The organism is Metabacillus arenae, assembly GCF_014773385.1.
Taxonomy (GTDB): domain Bacteria; phylum Bacillota; class Bacilli; order Bacillales; family Bacillaceae; genus Metabacillus_D; species Metabacillus_D arenae.
Window position 1 is genome coordinate 14,039 of record NZ_JACXAI010000029.1, and the last position, 25,447, is coordinate 39,485.

17 protein-coding genes, 1 tRNA gene and 1 pseudogene are annotated in these 25,447 nt (G+C 38.5%); 5 read left to right on the forward strand and 14 right to left on the reverse strand.

Annotated elements, in window-relative coordinates; all coding sequences use genetic code 11:
* Window positions 1-47: 47 nt before the first annotated feature.
* A pseudogene (locus IC621_RS27215) lies at window positions 48-222 on the forward strand (pyridoxal phosphate-dependent aminotransferase); the annotation flags it as partial.
* A gap of 179 nt (window positions 223-401) precedes the next feature.
* Here the strand turns inward: IC621_RS27215 and IC621_RS19045 are convergent.
* From IC621_RS19045 to IC621_RS19065, 5 genes are all read right to left on the reverse strand, one after another.
* Window positions 402-1,526: an acyltransferase gene (locus IC621_RS19045; protein ID WP_191160392.1), complete on the reverse strand. Its 1,125-nt coding sequence runs from the start codon at window positions 1,524-1,526 to the stop codon at window positions 402-404.
* 833 nt (window positions 1,527-2,359) lie between these two features.
* Entirely contained in the window at window positions 2,360-5,476 is a 3,117-nt protein-coding gene (locus IC621_RS19050; protein WP_191160394.1) for an MMPL family transporter, read from the reverse strand.
* Window positions 5,473-5,934: a MarR family winged helix-turn-helix transcriptional regulator gene (locus IC621_RS19055; protein WP_191160396.1), complete on the reverse strand. Its 462-nt coding sequence runs from the start codon at window positions 5,932-5,934 to the stop codon at window positions 5,473-5,475. The genes IC621_RS19050 and IC621_RS19055 overlap by 4 nt, the downstream gene beginning before the upstream one ends.
* A 320-nt stretch (window positions 5,935-6,254) precedes the next feature.
* The gene (locus IC621_RS19060) at window positions 6,255-6,980 is read right to left on the reverse strand and encodes a YwaF family protein (RefSeq protein WP_191160399.1); all 726 of its coding nucleotides are present in this window, start codon (window positions 6,978-6,980) and stop codon (window positions 6,255-6,257) included.
* A 49-nt stretch (window positions 6,981-7,029) separates the two neighbouring features.
* The gene (locus IC621_RS19065; protein ID WP_191160401.1) at window positions 7,030-8,070 is read right to left on the reverse strand and encodes an acyltransferase; all 1,041 of its coding nucleotides are present in this window, start codon (window positions 8,068-8,070) and stop codon (window positions 7,030-7,032) included.
* Window positions 8,071-8,477: 407 nt separating this feature from the next.
* On the opposite strand from IC621_RS19065, the gene IC621_RS19070 reads away from it, so the two are divergent.
* Entirely contained in the window at window positions 8,478-9,032 is a 555-nt protein-coding gene (locus IC621_RS19070; RefSeq protein ID WP_191160403.1) for a YhcN/YlaJ family sporulation lipoprotein, read from the forward strand.
* A gap of 144 nt (window positions 9,033-9,176) precedes the next feature.
* A complete protein-coding gene (locus IC621_RS19075) occupies window positions 9,177-10,745 on the forward strand; it encodes an alkaline phosphatase family protein (protein ID WP_191160405.1) in 1,569 nt (522 codons plus the stop codon).
* A 369-nt stretch (window positions 10,746-11,114) separates the two neighbouring features.
* On the opposite strand, the gene yhbH is transcribed toward IC621_RS19075, so the two are convergent.
* From yhbH to queG, 6 genes are all read right to left on the reverse strand, one after another.
* Window positions 11,115-12,287 (reverse strand): sporulation protein YhbH, encoded by a 1,173-nt coding sequence (yhbH, locus tag IC621_RS19080; protein ID WP_191160407.1) that lies wholly within the window; start codon window positions 12,285-12,287, stop codon window positions 11,115-11,117.
* Between the two features lie 287 nt (window positions 12,288-12,574).
* On the reverse strand, window positions 12,575-12,745 hold the full coding sequence (locus IC621_RS19085; protein ID WP_191160409.1) for a hypothetical protein: 171 nt from the start codon (window positions 12,743-12,745) through the stop codon (window positions 12,575-12,577).
* Between the two features lie 111 nt (window positions 12,746-12,856).
* Window positions 12,857-14,752 carry a PrkA family serine protein kinase gene (locus IC621_RS19090; protein WP_191160411.1) on the reverse strand — a complete coding sequence of 632 codons (1,896 nt, stop codon included), beginning with the start codon at window positions 14,750-14,752 and terminating at the stop codon, window positions 12,857-12,859.
* 560 nt (window positions 14,753-15,312) lie between these two features.
* Window positions 15,313-15,831, reverse strand: a complete 519-nt coding sequence (gene trmL / locus IC621_RS19095) for a tRNA (uridine(34)/cytosine(34)/5-carboxymethylaminomethyluridine(34)-2'-O)-methyltransferase TrmL (protein ID WP_224752648.1) — start codon at window positions 15,829-15,831, stop codon at window positions 15,313-15,315.
* Window positions 15,832-15,833: 2 nt separating this feature from the next.
* Window positions 15,834-16,727 carry an amidase domain-containing protein gene (locus IC621_RS19100; protein WP_191160413.1) on the reverse strand — a complete coding sequence of 298 codons (894 nt, stop codon included), beginning with the start codon at window positions 16,725-16,727 and terminating at the stop codon, window positions 15,834-15,836.
* 191 nt (window positions 16,728-16,918) lie between these two features.
* The gene (queG, locus tag IC621_RS19105; RefSeq protein WP_191160415.1) at window positions 16,919-18,052 is read right to left on the reverse strand and encodes a tRNA epoxyqueuosine(34) reductase QueG; all 1,134 of its coding nucleotides are present in this window, start codon (window positions 18,050-18,052) and stop codon (window positions 16,919-16,921) included.
* Between the two features lie 98 nt (window positions 18,053-18,150).
* On the opposite strand from queG, the gene IC621_RS19110 reads away from it, so the two are divergent.
* On the forward strand, window positions 18,151-18,810 hold the full coding sequence (locus IC621_RS19110) for a B3/B4 domain-containing protein (protein ID WP_191160417.1): 660 nt from the start codon (window positions 18,151-18,153) through the stop codon (window positions 18,808-18,810).
* Window positions 18,811-19,047: 237 nt separating this feature from the next.
* Here IC621_RS19110 and IC621_RS19115 read toward each other — a convergent pair.
* A tRNA-Gly gene (locus IC621_RS19115) sits at window positions 19,048-19,121 on the reverse strand.
* A 497-nt stretch (window positions 19,122-19,618) separates the two neighbouring features.
* Here IC621_RS19115 and IC621_RS19120 point away from each other — a divergent pair.
* Window positions 19,619-23,017, forward strand: coding sequence for a phosphodiester glycosidase family protein (locus IC621_RS19120; protein WP_191160419.1), 3,399 nt, complete (start codon window positions 19,619-19,621; stop codon window positions 23,015-23,017).
* A 161-nt stretch (window positions 23,018-23,178) separates the two neighbouring features.
* Here IC621_RS19120 and IC621_RS19125 read toward each other — a convergent pair whose 3' ends face one another.
* The gene (locus tag IC621_RS19125; RefSeq protein WP_191160421.1) at window positions 23,179-24,681 is read right to left on the reverse strand and encodes an alkaline phosphatase PhoX; all 1,503 of its coding nucleotides are present in this window, start codon (window positions 24,679-24,681) and stop codon (window positions 23,179-23,181) included.
* 71 nt (window positions 24,682-24,752) lie between these two features.
* Window positions 24,753-25,343 (reverse strand): CalY family protein, encoded by a 591-nt coding sequence (locus IC621_RS19130; RefSeq protein ID WP_191160423.1) that lies wholly within the window; start codon window positions 25,341-25,343, stop codon window positions 24,753-24,755.
* Window positions 25,344-25,447 lie beyond the last annotated feature (104 nt).

Sequence of the window (25,447 nt, forward strand, 5' to 3'; positions counted from 1 at the left end):
ATAACCGAAGAAGGGTTTTACAGAATTTAAAACTCGGAGTCTTCTGCGAAATCTACAGTGAGCTCACGATTGTGGTTAACGGTCTTTCTAAATCACAATCGATGACCGGATGGATAATAGAGTTTATGTTCGCTCCTGTCACCTTACAAAGCATATGTTGAAAGTGCATCATATATTGTGACCTGTGCATCTTATGTTTCTCAGTATGCTGCACTAGTAGCTTAAAAGAACGTAATCGCCCGTGCTCTATGAAAGAACAATTCGTGAAAAGAAGAGATTATGTTATTACACCCTCATCAAAATATTGCACGCAATTGTGACAAAGGTGGGAATTTCCCATACAAAAAATGTTCTAAATAAAAAAAGGTAAGCACAGGCTTACCTTTTTTATATTCAATCCCTTACGCAGGTTGTTTCTTCTGCTGTACTCCCTCTCCTGCTTCATGAGGTTTTGTTGATTTCTTAATTTTTGGTACAGGAATAACAAAGCCGCTAAGCGGAATAAACGAAAATAGCCCGATAAATATAACAGCAATCAACATAACGGCTACAAACATCAATGGAATATAGTTCATGTTCCAATATTGTTCAGGTAAATGCCGGGCAAACAAGTACAAGATAAGCGGGTGAATTAGATAAATCCCCATTGAATATTGTCCGATCAATGTTAATGGCTTTTTAATAAAATTTGATTTAGCTAAAAGCGGGTAAATTCCAATTGTAGCAATACAAAGCAATGGTATATTTACCAAGTTGGAAAGTCTCCGATTGGAAACTGCTCCTTCTAAAGTGTACTCAACAACAGCGCCTGCTGTAATGATTAGTGCGAGAATAAGCATTTTCCAAGGACGTTTCGTTGCAAAGCTAAGAATTTCATCCCAAAAGTAGGCAAGAAGGCCTCCAAACGCAAAATAAAAAATCCATATCGGCATAAACGATTTACTTGCAAGGAATTCTCCCCACTCCCCTTCAAGACCAGGGTTAAAGCCATAAAGGTTATAACTAATAAGCAGGGAAATGAACGTAAACACGAGCATAAGCGTTTGTGTTCGGAAAAGCTTTTGCAGAAACGGAAAAATCACATAAAACTGCACTACTATAGCAACAAAATATAAGTGATAAAATGAATCTCCCATTAAGATTTTTTTTATTTCAGCCCAAGGCTCTCCTATAGCTTGATTGTTATAATAGTATAAAAGATAACGATAAATTAAGCTCCACGCAAGAAAAGGAATAAGAATCTTAGAAAGTCTAGACGTAAAAAAACGGCCAAGCTTGAAGCCCTTTCTCTTCACTTGGTAAAAAAGAAGAAACCCGCTGATAACAGCAAAAATCGGTGTGCCAAATCGGCCAACTTGATTCAAGAAATAAGAAAAATCACTCCACGTCTCATCATTCATGCCATAATTAGTGGCAGAGACATGAACCGCGACAACCGCAAGACAAGCAAAAGCACGTAAAAAATGAATCTCAAAAATATATTTCTTACTATTTTTGCTGGATTGATTAGCAGATTCAGCAGACATTCATGTTTTCCTCCTTATTCATCAAAATTCATCCTTATTTTAATTCGAAACTGAATGATGATGTTGCCTTTTTTGAAAGAGTGGTCTTTTGTCTTGGTTATTAAATAAGGACGATTGACGGAGAAAAAGATTGTTGTAAACGCTATCTCCCATGAATGGCTGTCTATGGTTATTTTCCTAGTATTTCTTCAATTTTGAAACTTGGTTGGAAGGTCATCCATTTATCCAGATCTTTCATATACTGCCAATTGTTTTTCTACTCATCTGAAGCTGAAGACTCAAGTATATAAAAAAGACCGCTAAATTATTCGCTCCATATTTACCTTCGAGAGGAAAAATAGGAGCCGAAAGTATGAATAAAACAAAAGCACAGAACGCCATGTCCAACTTAAGACTATCCTATTAAAAATCATTAACCTTTTTTTGCAAAATTGTTTATGACCTCAGACCCAATGGCACTCAAAAAGATTATGGCCGCTTTTTTTAGTTTGTTAACACTTTAAAAAAAGTACACTTTTTAAAATAAAACACGTCCTCTCTACAAGAGTTAGTGTTATTTCCCCATATATTTCATGGAAACACTGCCTTTTGCACATTAAAGATCCCTTTGAATTTAAAAGCAAGTTTCTAAAAGATCATTGCCTTTGAACAATAAAAACAGTTATATAAAGGCAATCGGTGATTCTCCAATTTCTTCAAATCTCACATCCCACCTCTCACCACTGTAAGAGAGACACGTTCGTTAGTATTAAACTATGTTGACTAAGTTTAAGAAAACAGTCCTATTAAAAGAGGAACCGATTTTAAATAACGGTTCCTCAAGTTAGTTTATGTTATTTTTTAAATGGCCACCAGTTTGCTTGACCGAAAGTTTTCGCCATAACTGGAATGAATAACGGAAGGACCAGCAGGGCATATAGTAACAATCCTATTAAAGTAACTGTAGCAATTTGCATTAATGTTAATACACCTGATGGCATCATTGCTGCAAAAGTACCGCCAAGGATGATAGCAGCCGAAATAATAACTGTGCCCATCTTCCTCATTGCTAAAAGCATCGCTTCTTCAACAGTTTTTTCTTTATATTCATTGAATCGATCCATTAAGAAAATACTATAGTCAATTCCGAGTGCAATGATGATAACAAAGCCGAAGAAAGGTACTGCCCAGCCAATTCCTTCATGGCCAAGGATGTTAACAAAAATGAATTCTGCAAACGCCATTGACGTATAATAAGTTAAAATTAAGGATGCAATTAAATAAAGCGGGATAATGACTGAACGGAACATAATGAATAATACAATCGCAATTCCTGTCAGCATTAGGATGACTGTTCGAGAATAGTCTGCTTGTGACATTGCATTCATATCAGCTGAAGTGCTTGTAATCCCTCCGAGCGCAATATCCGCACTTTCAAGCTTTGTGCCTTTTGTTGTTCTTTCAATTGTTTCTTTAATCACTTCGGTTTGGCCAATCGCTTCATTAGAGTAAGGACTTTCTTCGAAAACCACATCCATCGTCATGACCTTGCGATCCTTAGACATAAAGGCATCTAACGCTTGCTCGAACTCTTTATCCTTGAGAACATCATCAGGAATATATATTCCTGAATTTGTTGATTCAGTAAGTCCTGATAAATAGTGCCTCGCAGAGCCCAGTCCATCGTGAACTTCATTTAAGCCTGCAGTACTTTGATCGAGTCCATTTGTTAACTCGGTCATTTGATCACCAAGACCGCCAAACCCATCCATAAGCTGCTGCTGACCTTGGTTTACATCATCAAGGCCGCCAGTTAACTTAGGAAAGCTGTTCACAATTTGTCCTTGACCATCCGCCAATTTCTCAAAGCCTGCTTTTTGCTCTTCAATACCTTGTATTAATTGAGATAATCCATTTGAAAGCTCCCTTTGCCCCTCAATTATTTTGCCAAATGATCCGTTTGCTTGATTGATTCCTTTACTAATCGGATCAAGACCAGCATTTAGTTGAGTCAAGCCTTCAGAAAGAGCTGGTAATTGCTGCTGCACAGCTTGAACCGTATTTTTGATTTTCAAATAGTTTGGATCCTTTAGTAGTTCACTGTTATTTTTCTCAAGCTCTTCGAAATGATTAGGCGTAATCGATGCTAATGCTTGGTTTAAAGACGATAAACCTTGCCCAACCTCTTGATATTTATTATTTACCGCTGCTACATTATGACCGATCTCCGTATAGCCGGCAAGCAGTTCTTTATTCCCAGCTAAAAGCTCCTCTGCTCCAGCCTTCATTTTTTCAAGATTAGCTATGATTTCATTAGAACCTGCTGTACCTTGGCGAATTCCTTGTTCAATTTTTGTTAAATTGGTTTGGATTTCAGTCATCCCGGTTTTTATTTCATTCGTGCCGGAAATTAATTCACTGATCCCATCAGTCGCTTCTTTTAACTCCGGCTCTGATTTCGAAAGCTTATTCCCTGCTTCATTCAAACCCTCGCTAATTTCTTTTATACCATTGTTCCCTTCACCAATCCCCTCTTCCACAACTTCCAATTGTTCTGACACAAACAAATCTTCAATCGGTTCTCCAGTGGGGCGGGTAGCAGAACGAATTGAATCGACATAATTCAGATTACTTAACTCTTTGCTTATCTCTTCAGATAGCACTAGATAGTCTGATGTATTCATAGGTTCATCATTTCTTATTACAACCTGTGTCGGCATTGACTCACCTGGACCAAAGCTGTCTGCAATAATATTAAATGCTTTAATAGAACGAGCATCATCTCCTACCTCAGCCAATGAGTCAAAGGAGAGATCTCCATCATATGTTAAGAATACAGGTATTGCCACAGCCGCCACAATTAATAGGGCAATGAGAGGGCGCCTTAGTGCAAATCTTCCAGCACTTCCCCAAAATTTACTGTCTTTATGTTCAAGGTTTCCTTTTGATGGCCAAAATATTTTTGGGCCAAGGACAGCCATAAAGAAAGGTACAATTGTGACAAGAGCCATTAATAACACTACGACACCAATCGCTACCCCTGCAGCAGATTGATAGAGTTTAAATGTTGAAAGGCCAATTGATGCGAATCCGATCATGACCGCAATTCCGCTGAAAAAAACTGTTTTCCCTGCTGTCCGGTACGTTTCAATAATCGCTTCAGGCAATGTTTCTTGTTTTGGAATTTCCTCTTTAAACCTGCTAAGGAGCAATATACAATAATCCGTTCCGATTCCAAATAAAATAACAACTAAAAAGATTTGCGTATATGAGGAAATTGGAAAATTAACCACATCAACTAAAATAGAAACAATCGATTGTGAGGCTAGGTAAGTAAACCCTACCGTAATAAGCGGGATAACCGGTGCAATAACGGAACGGAATACTAAAAGCAGCACTGCTAAAATAAAGACGAGTGTAATTCCTTCTGTTCTCTTCAAGCCTTCCTCAGAATTTGTATTTAAATCTTCATCAACCATCCAGCTGCTGGAATAATAGTGTTCTAGCTTCGTATCTTCAATTTCTTTATAAAGCAGATCAGTAAGCTCCCCTGCATCCCGGCCGCCAACCTCTATGGAAACTGCTGCTAAAATAGTTGTTTCATCCTGGGAAACAAGTTCTGATTTTAAGTTTTCATCATTGAAATGGGTCATTATTTCAGTAATGCCGAGCTCACTTTTATTAGCTTCAAGCTTTGCTATTGCTTTTTCAGCTTCTTTATAATCCTGCTCGGTCAATTTTTTATCACTGTGAAAAACAAGAGCTACCTGTGATACTGCCCCAGTCTTTTCTTGCTCATTTACATTCTCCATAATTTGTTCTGCTAGTTTAGAAGAATATCCATCAGGCATCTCAAGCTGACCCTTTTCCTTCACTAAATCTGCCATATTTGGAGCAATAAAGAACAGGCCGGCACAAGCAGCAATCCAAGCAATCATGACTAGCCATTTCCCTTTAATGATCCTATTCAAAGTTCATCCTCCATTTTCTTATAATCCTCTAATACGGTATTAAGCTTTTCATAGGTTTCAATAAATGAAGCAATTTCATGATGGTCAAATTTCGTGAGTAAAGATCCTACCAAATCACAAATTTTCCCTTCCGCATTGTTGAACAATTGCTCTCCCTCGTTAGACAGCTTTAAATAAACGACACGCCGATCATTCTTATCTCGTCTCCTCTCTATTAAGTTCTTCTCTGCCAAGCGGTTAATAATGGCCGTAATTGCACTTTTATTCACATCAAAAATCTGAGCCAATTCGGTTGAAGTACATATTTCCTTCTTTTTTATGTACCTCAATGTATAATGCTGATCATTCGTTAGATCCGCACCGATTTCCCCTTTAATCAAATTCTCGGCCTTTTTTTGCACAGAAAAGGAGACATCTAAATAACGATTAATTAAATCTTGAATTTCTTTTTCCCTCATTTAAACCACCCTCTAACCAATTAGTTAAACAGTTTAACTATTAACGTGTTTAACTATAAAATAATTTATTGTTGTAGTCAATAATAAATTTTCATAAAAACTAACACCGTCTGGAAAAATCCAAACGGTGACTAGAAAAGCGGAAGGCACCCGTTTATCGGCGACAAGCATAAGACGAGCCGTCAAGAAGGTTGTTCTTTAACCTTCTTGACGGCTTGGCTGGAGCCGATGGCGCCTGGAGCTGGACAACAATAACCTACTTTTAAGCGTAAATACTTACTCAATTCTATGTAAATTTTTTAAAACCATAAGAACAGCAATTATTCGTCCTTCTGTTTATCTTTTCTCTTTACCCAAAACGGACTATACAGAAGGTAAAAGCTTACAATCATAAGCAGCTCCAGTGAAAGAAGGTACCACGGCCATGGTCCAAGGAAATCTAAAACAGAAGCGGCCCCTGGTTTTTTCATCATGTACATGTAATTCGCCCCAAGCAGCTTATTTAGTAAAAAGACGCAACCTGCATAAACGTTGACAATAATAACCGTTATCCATAAAGAACGCATAGGTGGTTCATAATTATAAGCAACGATCATAAACAAGCAAGCAAGTACTACCCCACCGTGAGAGACAAAAAATTCTATATATTGAAAATGAGGAAATGAAAATCGGGCAAGATCAGGAGTTAAAATCGCTTGAATGGAGCTTCCTATACCGGCAAAGTACATGAATTGAAACAGTCTGTAGCTTTTGGTAAGCAGCATAATAATAGCGAGAATGACAGCAAAATCACTAAGATGAAGAGGCAATGCCGATTTTGGCGACCATGCATTTTCATACATCAGCCAGAAATGATAAAGTACATCTGCACCTAGTAAAATAATGACCAAAGTGAAACGAAAGAATCTTTCTTGCCTTTTAATCTGGCTTCTAAATACAAACAATAGAACACATAAAATGAAAATGATCAAGATTGTCAAAATGTGCTCCATTGAAAACAGACGAAAAGGATCTAGTTTTGAGTGGTATTCAAAAAATGGTTTCATGATCATAGCTCCAAATCATATGTTATTTTGTGACGGAACAAATTAAGGATTATGAAAGGAGAACAGGGTTCCATTTCTTAACTATTCTTTCGGCATATTGAAGTAATTCATAAGCAAAATACGAAATGATAAAAATAAACAAGGTGTACACTAGATTCCATAAAAAGTGATTAGCTAAATCTATGTGTAATGCTTCTAAAACCATGTTAAACACGTTGATAATAAAAGCATGAATAACATAAATCCCTAAAGAATTCCGGCCAATTTTTGTAACGAACAATCCCTTTCCAGACTGATTATTTGTTAAGACAAAGTAGAAAAGAAACGCTGTAAGAAAAATAGTTGATAGGAAATATTCTCCGTGACTTCCGGGTAGTAGTTTATCTAAAACGAATGCTTCCATTACTTGTAATAGTGCTAAGAGAAACAGGAGAACCGAATACGTTTTGACATTCAACTTCTTCAGCTTTCTGCACTTAACTTGATCTGCAAAGAAAAAGCCTAACGCTGTATAAAATAATCCGAGAAAAAGTGCATCTCTAGTACTAACCGGGAATTCGAAGAACATGGTATAGGATTGCCCCAACAAACCTAGTATGTTCAAAACAAAACTTAGTATGAACAGCATATTTATTTTTTTACATCTAAAAAAAATAAATACAGTAAGAACACTCCAAATTAAAGCTGTTAAAAACCATAAATGGTATCCGCTAGTACCTTTTCCGTAATACAAAAGGTTAAACAATGAAAATTCATCAAAATAGTTGATAAGCTCCTTTTTTATTTCAAAACCTTTATATTTAAAAAGAATCAGTATGACATCATATGCGGCATAAAAAATGAGCCAGCAAACGTAAATTTTAAAGATTTTTATTATATATTTTCTAAAGTAGTTAAAATGTTCTCTAGTGTTCATCATTTTTAGACCAAACAAATAACCCGAAGCCACAAAGAAAAACGGTACCGCAAATCTTGAAAGTGCATCAATCATATAAAATCCCATGACGCTATCCAGCGGAAACGTATGTATGACAACTACAGCGAAAATCGCAAAAAATTTTATAAAGTCTATTGCATAGTTTCTCTCCATTATTTGCTCCTTCATTCCAATTCAGCTTTTAGATACCTATATTATCTCCAAGATAATTTTTTTCTTGTGTAGCTTTTCGTTGGTAATTAGGATAATGTAAACGACGCACAAGATGTACAAGTAGCCCGACAGTACTCAAGAGAATTTAGCCTAATCCCCACTAATGGTTAGATGATTTCAAAAGGATGTGGGTAAATCAGCATACCGATTTTTTTAGTCTGTGTTCTTTTTTCCCGGACCCATTGCTTTAACTGAAGCCTGTCCATAAGGTTCTTTCGTTGTATAGGTCATTTTGAAACAAAATCGCTAAAATGAATTTACATAACAAAGAAATCATTATGCTTTATGCATAGACTCCAGCATTTAGGTTATTTTATTAGATAACTAAACTAAAGGAGGAATTTAAAGTGAATTTTTTGAAATTATTACCCCTCACTTTACTTTCACTTGCTTTATTATTTGGATGTGCAGCTAATCAAAATGATGAAGCAACAAATAATAACGACCAAAACAATAACCCTGAAGATGTTGGATTCAACCCAGATAACGGCAATGTGAACAATACAGATAATGGCAACATGAACAACACAGATAATGGAAATGCAAATAATACAGACGGTGACCAGCCAAGGATTGAAGTGGCTGACGAGGCAACAAAAAAGATTACAGAACTTGATGATGTGAAATCTGCAAACATTCTTGTAACAGATCAAAATGCATTTGTTGCCGTGGTTTTAGATAACGGAGCAAAAGGAGAAGTAAGAGCTCAATTAAAGGATGAAATTTCTAATAAAGTAAAAGAAACCGATAAAGATATTGATAATGTGTACGTATCGTCAAACCCAGATTTTGTAGAAAGAATGAATGACTATGCAAATAGAGTTAATGAAGGGGACCCTATAGAGGGATTATTCGATGAATTTAACGAAACCGTTCGAAGAGTTTTTCCGGATGTTCAATAAAAATCCATTCCGTAATCGATTTTGATTAGCCTGCTCAAATGAGCGGGCTTTCATTTTTTTCTAGAGGGTTCTGTCCATAAAATTTAAATATCCATCATGAAAAAGAAGAAATTGTGAACAATAGGAAACAAAGGGGGCGTTCTAATGATCTTTCGGTCAATAATTGTTGTTTTTTTATTATTTCTACTAATTGGCTGTTCCCTTTTTGGTCCAAAACATCTACATAAACCTCTAAATATTATTCATACAAATGACAAAGCATCGCCTAAAATTGTTTTGGTTGTCGTTGATTCTTTAATGGACAAATCTTTTAAGAAAGCTATCCAGGAGGGAAAAGCTCCAGCATTGGAATTTTTTCTTAAACATGGACGATATAATAAAGAATTAGTAAGTTCTTATCCAACGATGTCAGTTACGATTGACAGTTCATTACTAACAGGCAGTTATCCTGACAAACACAAGATACCCGGGCTTGTCTGGTTTAAGGATAATGAACAACGGGTTATTAATTATGGGAACGGTTTTATAGAAATGATAAAATATGGCGTTCCTCCATTTGCTCAAAACAGCTTGTATCAATTTAATAATGTGGATCTTAGCCGGAATGCTAAAACCATACATGAAGATTTAGATACAATAGGGAAACAAACTTCTTCAATAAATGTTTTAGTTTACAGGGGAAATTATAAGCATATCCTTAATACTCCAAATATCTTAGCAAAAACAATCTCAATCCCTGACCAATATCAAACCAATGGACCTAGAATGTTGTCTTTAGGAGCTTTTATTCGCCAAGACCAAGAAAATAAACATCTGTTGAACCGCGTGGGAATAAATGACGCATTTTCCGTTCAAGAACTAAAATATCTTTTCAAGAATAATTTACTTCCTGATTTTACAGTTATGTACATGCCGGAAAACGATTATTCGGTTCATAGAAAAGGACCAATGACCACGAAAGGATTAGAGAAACTTGATAAACATTTGCAGGAAGTATTAGATGTTTTTCCAAAGTGGGAAAATGCTCTTGATAATATGATTTGGATCATCATTGGAGATAGCAGCCAGTCAGCTGTTAAAAAGAATAAAAAGGAAGCATTAATTGACTTGAGAAAGGCTCTATCAAATTATAAAGTTTTGAAACTGGGTGAGCATGCACAAAACAGTGATGAGGTTGCCATTACAGCAAATGAACGAATGGCATATATATATAATCTTGGGGATAACTTTTCTATAAGAGATATTGCTCAAAAATTGCAGGGAGACACTAGAATTGCGTGGCTAGCCTGGAAAGAAAACGGTATGAATCGAGTCATTTCAGGGCAACACAAAGGTGGATTACACTTTAAACCTAAAGGACCTTATAAAGATTTATATAATCAAACCTGGGATATAAGAGGCAATAATGAAATTTTAGATCTAGAAATAAAGGATAATCATCATATTACCTATAAAAGTTACCCAGATGGGCTTGCAAGATTACATGGGGCATTACATTCACATAAAGGAAATTTTTTAATAGTCGACGCTAAACCCGGTTACGAATTTATCGGAGAAAGCTCTCCAGAACATACTGGTGGAGGCGCACACGGTTCTATGCACAAAGATGATTCACTTACTTCTATGATCGTTACAGGGACTAACAAAAATATTAATCATTTACGAATGATTGATTTAAAATGGTGGATATTAGACATTATAGAGAAAAAATAAAGTGCGTCTTCCATCAATAGGAGGTTCGACGCACAGTGTGCAAGTAGAGACGCCTGAGACAGGACGCCCTAGAATTTAGTCTTTCGTTCATTAATTTCCCCATTGATAATTAAATAGGTCCATAGGATAAGGGCCGTTCCAAGGATATGACGCTTTAATCTGTGTTCCTTTTCCAGAATAGCTGCGGGTAAGTTATCCCTCACCTCTCTTCTTTGGTTCCACTGAACCCTGCGCAAGTCAAAACAGAGTTCCAAATGAAAGTCTGCACTTTTAATAAAAGGATTTCTATAAGGCTTGATATTTTAAAATCACAATTCGTGTGCAAGCATAATATCCCAGACAAAATATTGCCCGGGATATTCACACAATTTAAGCATATTGCTTCTTAGCTTCTTCCTTATTAAAAAAGCTTCGTAAGGCTTGGAAAACATCGACTTTTTGCTTGAGGATATAATAGCGGAACTTTTCATCACTGATGTTTTTATACGCGGACATTAAGGTTGAGTGGCGGTTGTATTGGTTAACCTCTCCATACCCAAACATATTTGAAACCTTCATTAATTCATCAACAAGCTTGACACACCGGGCATTATCTGAAGTTAAATTATCACCATCTGAAAAATGAAATGGATAAATATTATAGCGGGCTGGTTGATATTTTTCTCCAACTAACTCTAAGGCTTTTCGGTATGCAGATGAACAGATGGTCCCCCCGCTTTCTCCTTTAGAAAAGAAATCTTCCTCTGTGACCACTTTTGCTTCTGTATGGTGAGCAATAAATTCGATATCAACTGTTTCATACTTTGTTCGCAGAAAACGTGTCATCCAAAAAAAGAAACTGCGCGCCATATACTTTTCCCAAATCCCCATACTTCCACTGGTATCCATCATTGCTAACACAACAGCTTTTGATTCAGGCTTCACTATTTCATTCCATGTTTTAAATTTTAAATCCTCTGGATAAATCGGGTAAAAGCTGGCTTCACCAAGCATTGCATTCCTTTTGTATGCAGAGAGCATTGTTTTCTTTTTATCAATATTCCCCATCAATCCAGTTTTCCGGATATCATTAAATTCAATATCTTCGACAACATTTTCATCCCGTTCTTTTTGCTGAAGGTTTGGAAGCTCTAATTCTTTGAATAATGCTTCTTCGAGTTCCATGATAGAAACCTCTGCTTCATAATAATCTTCTCCAGCTTTGTCACCGGCTCCCTGACCTTTCCCTGGACCTTGCGCTGCTTCTGAACCATCCCGAGCTACTACATCACCGACTTTACTGTCCCCATCTCCTTGGCCCACATGTTTATTCTTATCATAGTTGTAACGAATCTTATACTCATCCAATGAGCGAATAGGAATTTTCACAACATCTTTTCCGTTAGACATGATGATGCTTTCTTCGGAGATTAAATCAGGTAAATTATTTCGAATCGCCTCTTGGACTTTTTCTTGATGTCGTTTTTGATCATCGTGGCCTTTGCGATGGAGGGACCAATCTTCATTCGATATGGCGAAGTTCTGAGCATTTCCTTTTGACATTTTATTTCCCCCTCCAGAAATTTTTTTTCATTTTTTATGCACACTTTCCCGAAAGTTAACATACATTACCTTGAATGAACATTTCTCCAAAAAAACAATCTTTTAATAGAGATTACTTTATCCTATGCGTCAAAATGGATTTATTGACAAAGAATTTCGAAAATTGGGCTTAGTCGTCTCAAAATAGACAAGTATCCTTTATTGCCCATAAATGTATTTTTATACACTCGAAAGAATAGAAGGTGCCAGGCACCAAATTGTTAATTTGGTGCCTGGCACCTTTTTACTTATTTTTCCTCTTTATGCTGCTTAGGATCTGGATCTTTTCCATCCTTTTCTAATTCTTGGTTGGTTCGCATATGCTCCATCATCTTAGATTGTTCGTGGAGGTCTTTCATATTGCGGATCATCGTATTTTCTGATTGATTATGTTCTTTATTTTGATCTTTATTGCTCATCATTATCACCTCTATTAGGTTCATTACTACTCTATACCCGCTTTAAAACTTTAATAAACAGGATGGTGCCAGGCACCTTTTGCAAAAAAGGTGCCTGGCACCATCTCTCTTTTACCGGTTTAACAGACTTCCTACGTAACGGAGCAGTTCGTTTGCAGAGGTGGAGTTATAGCCGTGTTCGTCGATGAGACGGGCGACAACCTCGTTTACTTTCTTTAATTGCTGCTCATCTGGTGTTTTCGTCGATGTGGTGATTTTAACAACATCCTTCAAATCAGCAAATAATTTCTTCTGAATCGCTTCCCGCAGACGTTCATGTGAATTATAATCAAATCGTTTACCTTTTCGTGCGTAAGCTGAGATGCGGATTAAGATTTCTTCACGGAAAGCCTTTTTGGCATTCTCTGATATCCCGATTTGTTCCTCGATCGAACGCATTAGCTTTTCATCTGGATTCATCTCTTCCCCTGTTAATGGATCACGAAGCTTGTTTTTATTGCAGTACGCCTCAACATTATCAAGATAATTATCCATTAGAGTTTTAGCAGACTCTTCGTATGAGTATACAAATGCCTTTTGTACTTCTTTTTTCGCGATGTCATCATACTCTTTTCTGGCAACAGAAATAAAGTTCAAATACCGCTCACGATCTTCGTTGGAAATAGATGGGTGCTGATCAAGTCCTTCTTTAAGCGCCCGCAGGACGTCAAGGGCATTAATAGAAGGCACTTCTTTCCTAATGATCGTTGAAGATATCCGGTTGATGACATAACGCGGGTCAATCCCGCTCATCCCTTCATCCGAATATTCCTTCTTCATCTCATTTACATCGGCATTATTGAAGCCTTCTACATTTTCTCCATCATACAATCTCATCTTCTTCACCAAATCAATGTCCGAACGCTTCGGCTCCTTTAAACGAGACAAAATCGTAAACATAGCCGCAACCTTTAATGTATGAGGAGCAATATGAACCTCTGACACATCACTTTCGCGAATCATCTTATCATAAATCCGCTCTTCTTCTGTCACCTTTAAATTATAAGGAATCGGCATGACAATAATACGGGAATGCAAGGCTTCATTTTTCTTATTCGAAATAAATGAACGATATTCTGTTTCATTCGTGTGAGCCACAATGAGCTCATCCGCTGAAATTAATGCAAAACGGCCAGCCTTAAAATTACCTTCTTGCGTTAAAGATAATAAGTGCCAAAGAAATTTTTCATCACACTTTAACATCTCCTGAAACTCCATCATACCGCGATTCGCCTTGTTGAGCTCTCCGTCAAACCGGTAGGCTCTCGGATCTGATTCTGATCCATATTCAGCAATCGTTGAAAAGTCAATGCTCCCTGTTAAGTCGGCAATATCTTGAGACTTTGGATCAGAAGGACTGAAGGTTCCAATCCCTACCCGTTTATCTTCAGAGAAAAAGACGCGTTCAATCATCATGTCTTCTATTCTGCCGCCATATTCCTGTTCCAGTCTCATCATATTTAATGGAGAAAGATTTCCTTCGATGCGAATGCCATATTCCTCAAAGAAGTCCTCGCGCAAATGAATCGGTATTAAATGAAGCGGATCCTCATGCATCGGACAGCCTTTAATAGCAAAAACCGCCCCTCGGTCTGTAAGTGAATATTGCTCCAAACCCCTTTTTAGCATGGATACTAATGTTGATTTCCCACCGCTGACAGGCCCCATCAACAATAAAATCCTTTTACGAACATCTAAACGCTTCGCAGCTGGATGAAAATATTCTTCCACTAATCGTTCTAATGCATCTTCAAGCCCAAATAGCTGCTGATCAAAAAATTTATATTTTCTTGATCCGTTCATATCCTCAATACCGGAATCTTTAACCATATTGTAAACTCGAGAATGAGCGGATTGAGCAACCCACGGTTTTTCTTTTAAAATCTCTAAATACTCTACGAAGGTTCCTTCCCACTTCAAGCGTTGTTCTTCTTCTCTATACTTTTCAATTTTCTTTAAGATATCCATAAGGACCTCCTCCATCATTGATGTTACAAAGGGCAAGATTAATACAATTTATGCGAGGATGTCCTTTAACATGCGATAATTATTAAAGAAAAACAGTTCTATTCTTCAAAGAAGCAGACGCTGAATTTTCGAAAAAAACTTATGAAACATTCACTTGTCCTATTCAATAGGTTATAATAAAAAATAGAGTGAAAAGGCTATCAATTTTCAGGCAAAGAAGATAGGTTGGGTGACGGAATAATTAAGCCCGAACGGTTTACCTGAACTTTCTGGGGGATGATTATATGAAGGCAAAAATCGCAACCTTTCTGCAGCAAACGCCTTCACCGGTACTTCCTATACGAATAAACCTCACTTCACTTACAGTTTTCTTCACGAAAGGAGCATAACCATGAAAACGGCACTTTTAATGGGCGTCTGCTTAGCATTTTTAGTATCCATATTTACAGCGGGCTATGACGGAAAACCAGGATTAAGAAAGAAAAAATAAAACGACCTTCAAGGTACTGAAGGCCGTTTTTTCTTTTTCTGAGTTCCGACGGCTTCCTATTGCATTTTTCTTAGGAAAGTCTCGGATAGTCCTGCTGTCTCAGTGCTTCATAAATTAATATGGCAGCTGTATTTGATAAATTTAATGACCGGACATTTTCCGTCATTGGCAAGCGCAAACACTTTTCTAAATTGTTTTGAATCAGATCCTTTGGAAGACCTGTTGTTTCCTTGCCAAAGATAAAGAAATAATCTTGATCAAGGCTGCTGTAATCAAATGTTGTATGCGGCTTTTGCCCAAATTTCGTAATGAAGAAAAACTCTCCATTTTGGTTTTTTTCAAATAATTCTTCTAAAGAATCATAATATATGACCGTTACAAACTCCCAATAATCTAATCCTGCCCGTTTAAGCATTTTATCATCTGTAGAAAATCCGAGCGGACGGATTAAATGCAGAGTTGTATTTGTTGCTGCACATGTACGGGCAATATTCCCTGTATTCGCTGGAATTTCCGGCTGATATAATACTACATGTAGTCCCAAAACCTTCACCTCATCTATTTCTATATCCGTTATATAGTATACCATTGTTATTTTTTCGAGGAATCATCGATTATATGAAAAAACTTATATTTAATATTAGGCGTATAGGCAGTTGAATCCTCATACGACCAATATCTCATTCGGCTGTTATAGGTTTGGGCATTGACAAGCGGCATCTGACTTTTATCCTTCGCCACAACAAAGGTCGTATGATCGTACCTGCCGTCCCCCTGAAAATCATAGGCAATAACGTCCCCTGGCATAAGCTGCTGTGCGGTAGAAACCTCTCGTCCCCGTAAACCAGTCTTTGACTGCGGCAGAAACATTCGCATCGAATTAGCGACTGTCCAGCTATAGCTCCAATTATTATTCTGCATCCACCAGCCGCTGGACCGATTAGGATACCCCCTCATTTTAGCCCCGCCTGCATGAAGACATTGCGAAATGAAATTCGTACAATTCACATCGAAGTTTTTGTAGGCGGGATTTTCACTATCCCACCACCGCTCAGCATATTGAACAGCAGCCAGCCGATCATAGTGAAAATTGGTTCTTGGAAAGTCCTCCTCTTCAGCTTCCAATTCAGCACTTGCTTCTTGAAAAGGAAAAGGAAGCTCCCTATCAGAAATAATTTCTTCCAAATAAAATAAAGCTTTTCTATTTTCAACAGTTTCTTCTATATATAATTTCGCATGATCATTATATAAAAATTGATAATGTGCTTTATACTCAATTTCTTTTTCGGTCCTTGAAGAATCGGCGACTTTTTGAATGGAGACCCTTACCTTTCCTTTCATCAGGTCTACATTTCTCCGTTTTAAAAGCTCATATTTATTTTCAACCTTTTGCATATCATCGATCATTCTTAAGCTTTCAGATTCTCTTCGATTGATTAAACGTTCAAGCCTGCTTTCCAGAAGCTCAGCTATTGCCTGTTTCATAGGTTCACCTACCATTTATATAATAGTAAGGCAGTTTTCGCAAAACTTTACTTCCTCTTGAGAAAAAAAGGTCTCTTGAGGTGAGAAGTGAGAACTAAAGTCTTAAAGCTAACGGCAAATCACCGATTGCCTTGTTTAATATGTTACATTTACGAAAAGAGCCGATAGTAAAGCCTATGATTAGAACAAGCCTATTTATTAATCATGTTTAACCCCTTTTCAATTTCCTTGGCAGCTTCTTCGTCAGTTTCTTTTTCCAAAGCAAGCTCAAGCTCTTTTTTATAGTTCTCATCCCCGATTTTTCCAATCGCCCATCCTGCAGTCCCTCGAATAACAGGACGCGGATCCTTATGCAACAGCATTGTTAAATCCGGAAGAGCAGTTGTGTCCTTAAAGTGTGCAAGCGCAAGAATAGCATTGCGCTGAATCGGCTTCTTGCCTCTCCATGAACCGGATACATGCCCGTACTTTTCCTTAAACTCTCTATTGCTCATTGTTAATAATGGTTTTAATTTTGGCTTAGCGATTTCTGGATCAGGCTCCATTTCAGCATGAAGATGGAAATCTTTGCCCTTGTTTTCTGGGCAAACGGTTTGACACGTATCACAGCCGTATAGCCTGTTTCCAATTTTGGAACGGTATTGTTCAGGCAAAAACCCTTTTGTTTGCGTGAGAAAAGCAATGCATTTATTTGAATCCAGCTGTCCTCCCTGAACCAATGCTCCTGTTGGACAGACATCCACACACTTATTACAGCTTCCGCAGCGATCCTCCATTGGTGTATCAGGCTCAAAAGGGATATTCGTAACGATCTCTCCTAAATACACATAAGAACCAAACTCTGGTGTGATGATTGCACAGTTCTTCCCGCTCCAGCCAATCCCTGCCCGCTCAGCTGCTGCCCGGTCAGAAAGCTCGCCTGTATCAACCATTGATTTCGATTTTGCTCCAGGCGCACATGCCTGAAGATACTCCTCCAGCTGCTTTAGCTTCGACCGCAAAACCGTATGATAATCTTGACCCCAGGAAGCTCTGCAAAAGATACCACGGCGATCATCCTTTGTACTTCGCGGAGGATTTTTCATTTTCGAAGGGTAGGCAAGGGCAATTGCGATAATGGAACGTGCTTTCGGCAGAAGCAGCTCAGGATTTGTCCTTTTTTCAATATCTGGTTCTTCAAACCCAGATTGATAGCCCAGTGCCTGCTGCACAAGCAGCCGCTGTTTTAAGCTTTCAAAAATATCTGCACTTGCAAATCCGATTTTATCGATTCCAATCTCTTTACTATACTGAATCACGTCTTTTTTTAATGCTTGATAATCCATTGAAGAGCCTCCTTTCTAGTCAAGACTTTAATCGTATTGGCATTCCCGCCATTATATTATGTTAAAATAGATCAAACAAACTGTGGAGGGGATAATAAATGGAAATTTCATCTTCTATAAAAGACATCATACCTCATTTTAAGCTTGGAATCATTCACTACAAAAATATTGAAGTAAGTGACTCACCTCAAATGTTAAAAGGACGTTTCCGCTTATTTCAAGAATCCCTCTTTTTTGAGCTTGAAGAGAAAAATATAAATGAACTGCCAGGTATCAAAATATGGAGAGAGCTTTTCAAAAAAATCGGGACAGATCCTAACCGCTACCGCCCATCTAATGAAGCATTATACCGCCGAATCAAAAAACAGCAATACATAGGAACTGTCCATTCAGCTGCAGACCTCAACAATTTCTTTTCATTGCAATACGAAATCCCGCTTGGCATTTATGATAGTGACAAATTAAATGGAAAGATAGAACTCAGAATAGGCACCGAGACTGATCATTATTTAGCCATTAACAATCGCGAAGTCAATATGCAGCATAAATTTGTAACCGCTGACGAAACGGGTGCATTTGGAAGCCCTTTTGTCGATTCCAAGAGAACAGCCGTCACACTAGAGACGAAAAATGCCGTGCAAATCATCTATTTAGAGCCATCCATGGAAGAAAAGGATCGAAATGAACTACTGTCATCATTGGCGGAAATGTTTACACAAATACATGGTGGTGAAGCAGATATTGAAATTATTACATAAACTGTTCAGAACACTTTGAGTAAAGGAATACAGGTTCAGGCTTTCTATTGCAGTACCGAATGACCTATAGGCAAAATGCAGGTATCAAATGAATGGGCAATTTATATTCATTTGTGCTTGATTTTGCCTAGACGCTGGATCCCAACAATGTAATCAAACGAAAAACTTTCAATCACATTAAAAAACGCAATGCTTCGTTTTCAAAGAAACGAAACACTGCGTTGAAACACATATGTATGGAGCGGGTGATGAGAATCGAACTCACGACATCAGCTTGGAAGGCTGAGGTTTTACCACTAAACTACACCCGCAATTTGCTAACAGAAATTATCTTAACAAAATCTTAATGTTTATGCAATAGTTTTCCACAAAAAACGACATTTTTTTACGTTATCTTCATATTAAGTTCCTACTAAATTAATATGCGGGTTCTCTATTTCTTGACTTTCAATAGTTATTCCCCAAGATTCTAGCATCCAATCCAATCCCCAAGCAGCCTTTTAAAACTCTACTTATTTGTAATAAATTAAATAATACCTTCATAGGAAGGTTATATTTGTTTCTTGATAGAAAAAATGATTCATATTTTCATCAATCCATAAAACAAGCTGCATCTTAAGAGTAAAAAACCTCTTTTTTACTTAATAGGCACTGCCACCTATCTTCATTTATCTGGTTCTCCTTCTATTTTCCTAATTATCCTTAAATAAGGAAATATATCTATTTCTTTACAAAAGTTACATATTTGATTAATAAATAATTGCTAGTTTAATAGTGTATTACAAATAAATGGATTTGGAGGAGTATAATGAAACGGTTTTGGTTAATTTGGGTTGTTACTGTTGCTCTATTCACTAGTCTATTTACACCATTTGCAATGGCTGCTCCGCCAGCTGCAAAGTTTGACCGGTCTCCTGTTGAAGATAAACAGGCACCAATCTCATCCAAAAAAGATGAACCGCAAACAGTACTAAATGAAGAAAGTGGTTCTACACTTGTTACAAACCTTCAAAAAACAACAATCGGAAAAGGTGTTGAATTAACGACTTTTGAACGGTTTGATGCGCGCGGTTGGTTGAACGGTGAAATATTAAAAGTAGATCTTGGCAACAAAGCGGTATCGGCTGACCTATTGCACCCTGGTCATGTATCAAGTGCCGAACCATTATCTTTTGCAGCAAAACGGAACGGTGCAATCGCTGGTGTAAACGGAGACTTCTTTGACATTAACGGAACGAAAGCTCCAATCGGCGCTGAGATTGAAAAAGGCAAGCTTATTAAAGGAGCTAATCCAGGAAGAGAACAGTCAGCTGGTGTAAGTACAGAGGGCATTGGACAGCTGGCAAGCATTATGTTAGCAGGAACAGTAAGTTTCCAAAGCAGCCAGCATTCTCTTGCGGCATTAAACCAAAGCAGCATTCCAGCAAACGGCATTGGGTTATTTACACCTTTATGGGGAAAAGCATCAAGAAGCGCTGCAGTTTTTAATTCAAAGTCTGTTTATGAAATAATCGTAAAAAACGGGAAAGTTATTGAAGCGAAAGAAGAGATTGGCACAGGGAGCATTGAAGAAAACACATTGGTTTTAGTAGGACGCGAAGAAGGAGCAGCAAAACTCAAGCAATTGAATGTTGGAGATGAGGTTTCTATCCAATATGAACCAAAAGCTTCAAATGGAAAGCCATTTCAATTTGCGATCGGCGGAAATCCTGTTTTAGTTAAGGACGGTGAAGTACAAACGCTTGATGATCAAGTAACGGCCCCTCGAACCGCGGTCGGCTACTCGAAGGATGGAAAAGAGATGTATTTAGTAACAGTTGACGGCCGCCAGACAAGCAGCCGGGGTATGACACTTCAAGAAATGGGCCATCTAATGAAAGAGTTTGGTTCCTACCATTCATTGAACCTCGATGGCGGCGGTTCAACAACCATGCTCGCTCGCACTCCTGGAGAAGAGGATCCGAAAGTTGTCAATGTTCCTTCTGATGGTCACGAACGACCCGTTCCAAACGGCATAGGAATTTATACGGAAAAAGGAAACGGGAAGCTAACAGGCTTGAATGTTTTTACTCAAACTCAATTAGAAAATGCGATTCGTGTATTCCCGGGTCTAACAAGAAAATTCACAGCAAAAGGCTATGATGATGCTTACGATCCAATCGAGACAAAAGAGATTAAATGGAAAACATATCCTTCTAAATTTGGAACATTTGCAAAAGATGGCGTATTCACTGCTGAAAAACCAGGCAGAGCCAATGCTGAAGCATCCGTAAAAGGAGTAAAAGGAATTAGCCGTGTTCATGTGCTCAACCAATTGGATCGGATTGAGTCAAACAAATCAAGGCTTGGTCTGGCAGAAGGGGCAAATGACGAATTCTTCGTTACTGGCTATGATGGAAATGGTTACAGCGCTCCAATTGAACCCCAAGATGTTTCTTTATCCTACGATCAATCCGTAATTAAAATTGAACAAACAGAAGCTGGCAATTTCTTAGTGACGCCGAAAGTAAAGGAAGGCTCTGCCCTTGTAACGATGACAGTAAACGGCAAGGAAGCATACCTTCCTGTAACGATTGGCTTAAAAACAGAAACGGTATCAGAAATGGAAGATTTGTCAAAGTGGAGCTTTTCTTCTGCCCGCGGATCGGGAACGATTGAACCGGCAGAAGGCCGAAATAAAAATGGCGTGAAAGTAAAATTTGACTTCACCCAATCAACCGGAACCAGAACGGCAAACGTCCACCCGGCAGAGCCGATAAAGCTTCCCGGCGAACCCCAGTCAATCAGCGTATGGGTAAAAGGTGACGGCAAAGGGGAATGGATGTCCTTTACAACAAAAGGGGCTGATGGCCGTTATCATTATTTGTATGGTCCATATGTCACATGGACAGGCTGGAAACAAGTCGAAATTGCGGTGCCAAGCGGTGTCGTTTATCCGCTGGAACTAAGAACCATCGGAGCGATTGAAACGAACAAATCTAAGCAATATAACGGCGAGCTCATCTATGATGATTTAACAGTTAAAGTAAGCCCAACCGTTGACGTTCCAACCTCAGCAAAAACAAAAGATTCATTTATTTTGCAAAATGACGAAATTGGCAAGGAACGCTGGAAATTCGCCATTCTCGCTGACAGCCAATTTGTTGGTCGATCACCAAATAGTCAGCAGGTTAAGATCGCCCGAGAAAGCTTGCAGCAAATTGTAAAGGAAAAACCTGAATTTTTAGTAATTGGCGGAGATTTTGTAGATACTGCATACCCTGAAGACTTTGCGTTAGCAAAGAAAATCCTGGACGAGGAAGTCGGTGACCGTTTCCCTATTTATTATGTTCCAGGAAATCACGAGATTATGGGAACTGGCAATTTAGATAACTTTAAGAAAAGTTTCGGACAAAACCGTTATTCCTTTGCCCATAAGGGTACACAATTTGTGTTACTAGACTCCTCTTCAGGAAGCTTTCGGACTTCAGACTTTCAACAATTAGTCGAATTGAGGAAAACAATTGATAAAGCCATGAAGGATCCTGAAATAAGAAATCTAGTCGTTTTCGGTCATCACCCTACACGCGATCCGCTTTCAACAAAGAACAGCCAATTGAGCGATCGAAAAGAAGCAGAGCTCATTGAATCGTGGCTGACAGTGTTTAGAGAAATGTCAGGCGGTAAAGGAGCTATGTACATTTCAGGACATGCCCACACAGTAAATATGGAACGGGTAGATGGCGTACCATATATGGTAGTCGGTCCTGCTGGAAAGGCTCCCTATGGAGCGGCAGATAACGGTGGATTTTATTCTTGGACAATGTTTGGAGTACAGCCAAATGCAAGGTTACAGCCATCAATATCTGGTGTAAACAATGGGCAAACAAATTGGATTACAGCGAAAGTCAACCCTCTTCTTGAAAGCATCACAATAGATGCTCCAAGCACGATTGCTTCTGGAGAAATAACAGAAGTAAAAGCAACAGGCCATCAGCCAGCAGGCCTTAACTTTCCACTCCGCTACCCGGCAAGTGTTACATGGACTGGAAGTGAAAACGTATTTATCGGCAGTGGCGAAGCTGCAAACAAAGCCTTAGAATCAAAAAAATATGACGCTGTCTTTGATTCAGCCTCTGGAAAATTACATGCACTTAAGCAAGGGGAAATAAAATTAAGCGTAGAATCAAATGGTAAAGCATCTGAAAAATCAATAAGCATCCAATAAGAATATGAAACAGCCGATTGCTTATAAAAGCAATCGGCTTATTGATGCAAACTTGGTTAGGGTGAGATAACAAGTACTTATTATGACACTGCAATAAAATTTTCGTTCTATTTAAAAAGCACCTGTTTCCCAGGAGAAATAGGTGCTTTCCATAGTCATTATTACAATAAAGGTACTCCGTGACGAAGATATGCTGCCGCTTCTAAATCGGAAATTCCATTAATCTTTGCGACTTCCTTCATTTCAGCTGAAATCTTCGGAGCATAGGCTGCTGGAGGTGCGGCATGTCCCATATAACGCTGACGTGCAGGGTTTTGACCAGGGAATGGCCCCCATATTGCAAAGGTAACGCCAGGAGATTGAATATTAAGGAAAAAGGTTTTCCCATCAGGTGAGAACGTAGGCCCGCAAAATTCAGAACCGTTCATGCGGTTATTTGCAAACAGGTATACTTCTCCTTCAGGAGTGATTCCCAATACACGATTGCCGTTATCCCCGTCTTCAGCAAATAACAAATCTCCCCAAGGTGTAATACAAATGTTATCCGGGCTTTCCATTTTATTCGCATCAGTACCTTCATAAAATAGCTCTAACGTTTCGGTTGCTGGAATGTAACGGTAAATTTGTCCAAGACGCTTTTCTCCTCCGGCTGTATCGTCAAACCAGAAAACTCCCCCGGCAAAGTAAGCCCCTTCCAAGCGATTGAACCGTACACATCCTTTTGAAAGGGCATCGTCATGAGGTTCTTCCTTATTAACATCCTTCCATACTACACCGAACTTTTGACCTGGGTTCATGAAGTCAGCATCTGGATTTGTTTTTTCTTCGATCGCCATTGCTTGCAGCTTCCCACCCTTTTGCAAGGCACCAGGACGCTTGCTTGTGTCATTTGGAATATAACGGTAGAGGAAGCTTGAACGTTCATCATTCGTAGGATCATTCGGATCAATTTTCCCCCGGAAGTCATCTTCAGTTAAATAAACAATTCCTGTTGCAGGGTCAATCGCCGTTGCTTCGTGGGAGAAAAAGCCCATATCTCTAATTGGTGTTTTAGATAGCTTGTTCTCTGGTTCATTTGGCATAACCTCAAATACATAGCCATGGTCATTTTCACGCGTTTCTTCACATGTTAACCATGTTCCCCAAGGTGTCGGTCCGCCGGCACAGTTTTGCATGGACCCTGAAGAAGTGACATATTCTGCAAACAGTCTTCGATCAGGTCCAATGACAAGTGCTGTTGTTCCACCTGGAGCCAGCTTGTTATATGGATTTTTGCCCTGTACAGCAGACTCTGATCCGCTTAACTCATGGTTACGAACTAAAATGGTTAGATGGCCGGGACCTTGAAATGCTGCCATCCCGTCAAAGTCCCCGGGAATCGGTGCACCATTTGTCAAAGTTTTTCCTTCTTCAGAAATAATGCGATATTGGAACCCTTTTGGGAGATCAATAACCCCGCCAGGATCCTTCACCAATGGTCCGAAACCCTTAAAGGAATTATTTACTTTTTGTGCTGCGCTTCCTTTTGATGCTCCAATTGCTTCAGTTGGATTCGCTCCCAACAACCCTGCAGAACCAAGCGTTAATGCAACTGTACTCATGCCACCTAGTTTGATAAAATCCCTTCTATTAAACTGTTTACGTCCGCTTCCCTTACCTGACATGTATAAAACCTCCTTATTAGTAACGGTACTCTTTTTTTAGATTCGATATATTTTAAAAATCCTGGACGTTATTATTTCACTTCACCGTCAGTTTGCCTTGCTTCAAAAGTCCATTCAAGAGCTAATGAATCTCCTTGAAATACATTTTGGTCTTTTCCGTTATCAACGAAGTTGAACTTAACAAGAAGTTCGTGGGATGAACCAGAAGGAAGGCCTTTTTCTCCTAACCATGGATAAAATACGTGCTGATCAACCGCTTCAGGTGTCATTTTTTTAAGATCTGCTAGAGTAGTTTTATAGATAACTTCATGTAAATTATTGATGTTATATAAAAATTCGACTTCAATATGCTTGCCAAAATCCTCTGATCCGTTGTCTCCACCAGCATCATTGACTTTGTAGGCTGTATCTAACAATACGTGCTCAATGTCCAATGTACCATTGTTTTCAAGATTAAAAGTACGGGTAACTGAGTCGCCTGGTTTAAGACTATCCACATCGACAATTGTTGTCGGATTTGCTGCTAAATCCAATGTACCAGCAGCAAAAGTGTTGCTTGTAACTTCTGTGTCACTGAAATAAGCGTACGTTCCTCCTCCAACAAGTGATAATCCCAAAGCCGCAGATGCTACTCCCATGATAAGGCTCTTTTTAATACTCATTCCTAATTCCTCCCTTTTTTTATACTTAATTTATTGAATCCACTTTCGCGGAGACCCAACTATAAAAATGTTTCTGAAAACTTTTGACTCTCCCTGAAGTGAGA

What these genes read in the sequence shown, in the direction of transcription:
- IC621_RS19065 (WP_191160401.1), bottom strand. Translation starts at nt 8,070, where the DNA reads ATGGAGAGAAACTATGCAATAGACTTTATAAAATTTTTTGCGATTTTC.
- trmL (WP_224752648.1), bottom strand. Translation starts at nt 15,831, where the DNA reads ATGGTATACTATATAACGGATATAGAAATAGATGAGGTGAAGGTTTTG.
- IC621_RS19120 (WP_191160419.1), top strand. Translation starts at nt 19,619, where the DNA reads ATGAAACGGTTTTGGTTAATTTGGGTTGTTACTGTTGCTCTATTCACT.
- IC621_RS19100 (WP_191160413.1), bottom strand. Translation starts at nt 16,727, where the DNA reads ATGAAACAGGCAATAGCTGAGCTTCTGGAAAGCAGGCTTGAACGTTTA.
- yhbH (WP_191160407.1), bottom strand. Translation starts at nt 12,287, where the DNA reads ATGTCAAAAGGAAATGCTCAGAACTTCGCCATATCGAATGAAGATTGG.
- IC621_RS19085 (WP_191160409.1), bottom strand. Translation starts at nt 12,745, where the DNA reads ATGAGCAATAAAGATCAAAATAAAGAACATAATCAATCAGAAAATACG.
- IC621_RS19075 (WP_191160405.1), top strand. Translation starts at nt 9,177, where the DNA reads ATGATCTTTCGGTCAATAATTGTTGTTTTTTTATTATTTCTACTAATT.
- queG (WP_191160415.1), bottom strand. Translation starts at nt 18,052, where the DNA reads ATGGATTATCAAGCATTAAAAAAAGACGTGATTCAGTATAGTAAAGAG.
- IC621_RS19110 (WP_191160417.1), top strand. Translation starts at nt 18,151, where the DNA reads ATGGAAATTTCATCTTCTATAAAAGACATCATACCTCATTTTAAGCTT.
- IC621_RS19045 (WP_191160392.1), bottom strand. Translation starts at nt 1,526, where the DNA reads ATGTCTGCTGAATCTGCTAATCAATCCAGCAAAAATAGTAAGAAATAT.
- IC621_RS19060 (WP_191160399.1), bottom strand. Translation starts at nt 6,980, where the DNA reads ATGAAACCATTTTTTGAATACCACTCAAAACTAGATCCTTTTCGTCTG.
- IC621_RS19130 (WP_191160423.1), bottom strand. Translation starts at nt 25,343, where the DNA reads ATGAGTATTAAAAAGAGCCTTATCATGGGAGTAGCATCTGCGGCTTTG.
- IC621_RS19125 (WP_191160421.1), bottom strand. Translation starts at nt 24,681, where the DNA reads ATGTCAGGTAAGGGAAGCGGACGTAAACAGTTTAATAGAAGGGATTTT.
- IC621_RS19055 (WP_191160396.1), bottom strand. Translation starts at nt 5,934, where the DNA reads ATGAGGGAAAAAGAAATTCAAGATTTAATTAATCGTTATTTAGATGTC.
- IC621_RS19090 (WP_191160411.1), bottom strand. Translation starts at nt 14,752, where the DNA reads ATGGATATCTTAAAGAAAATTGAAAAGTATAGAGAAGAAGAACAACGC.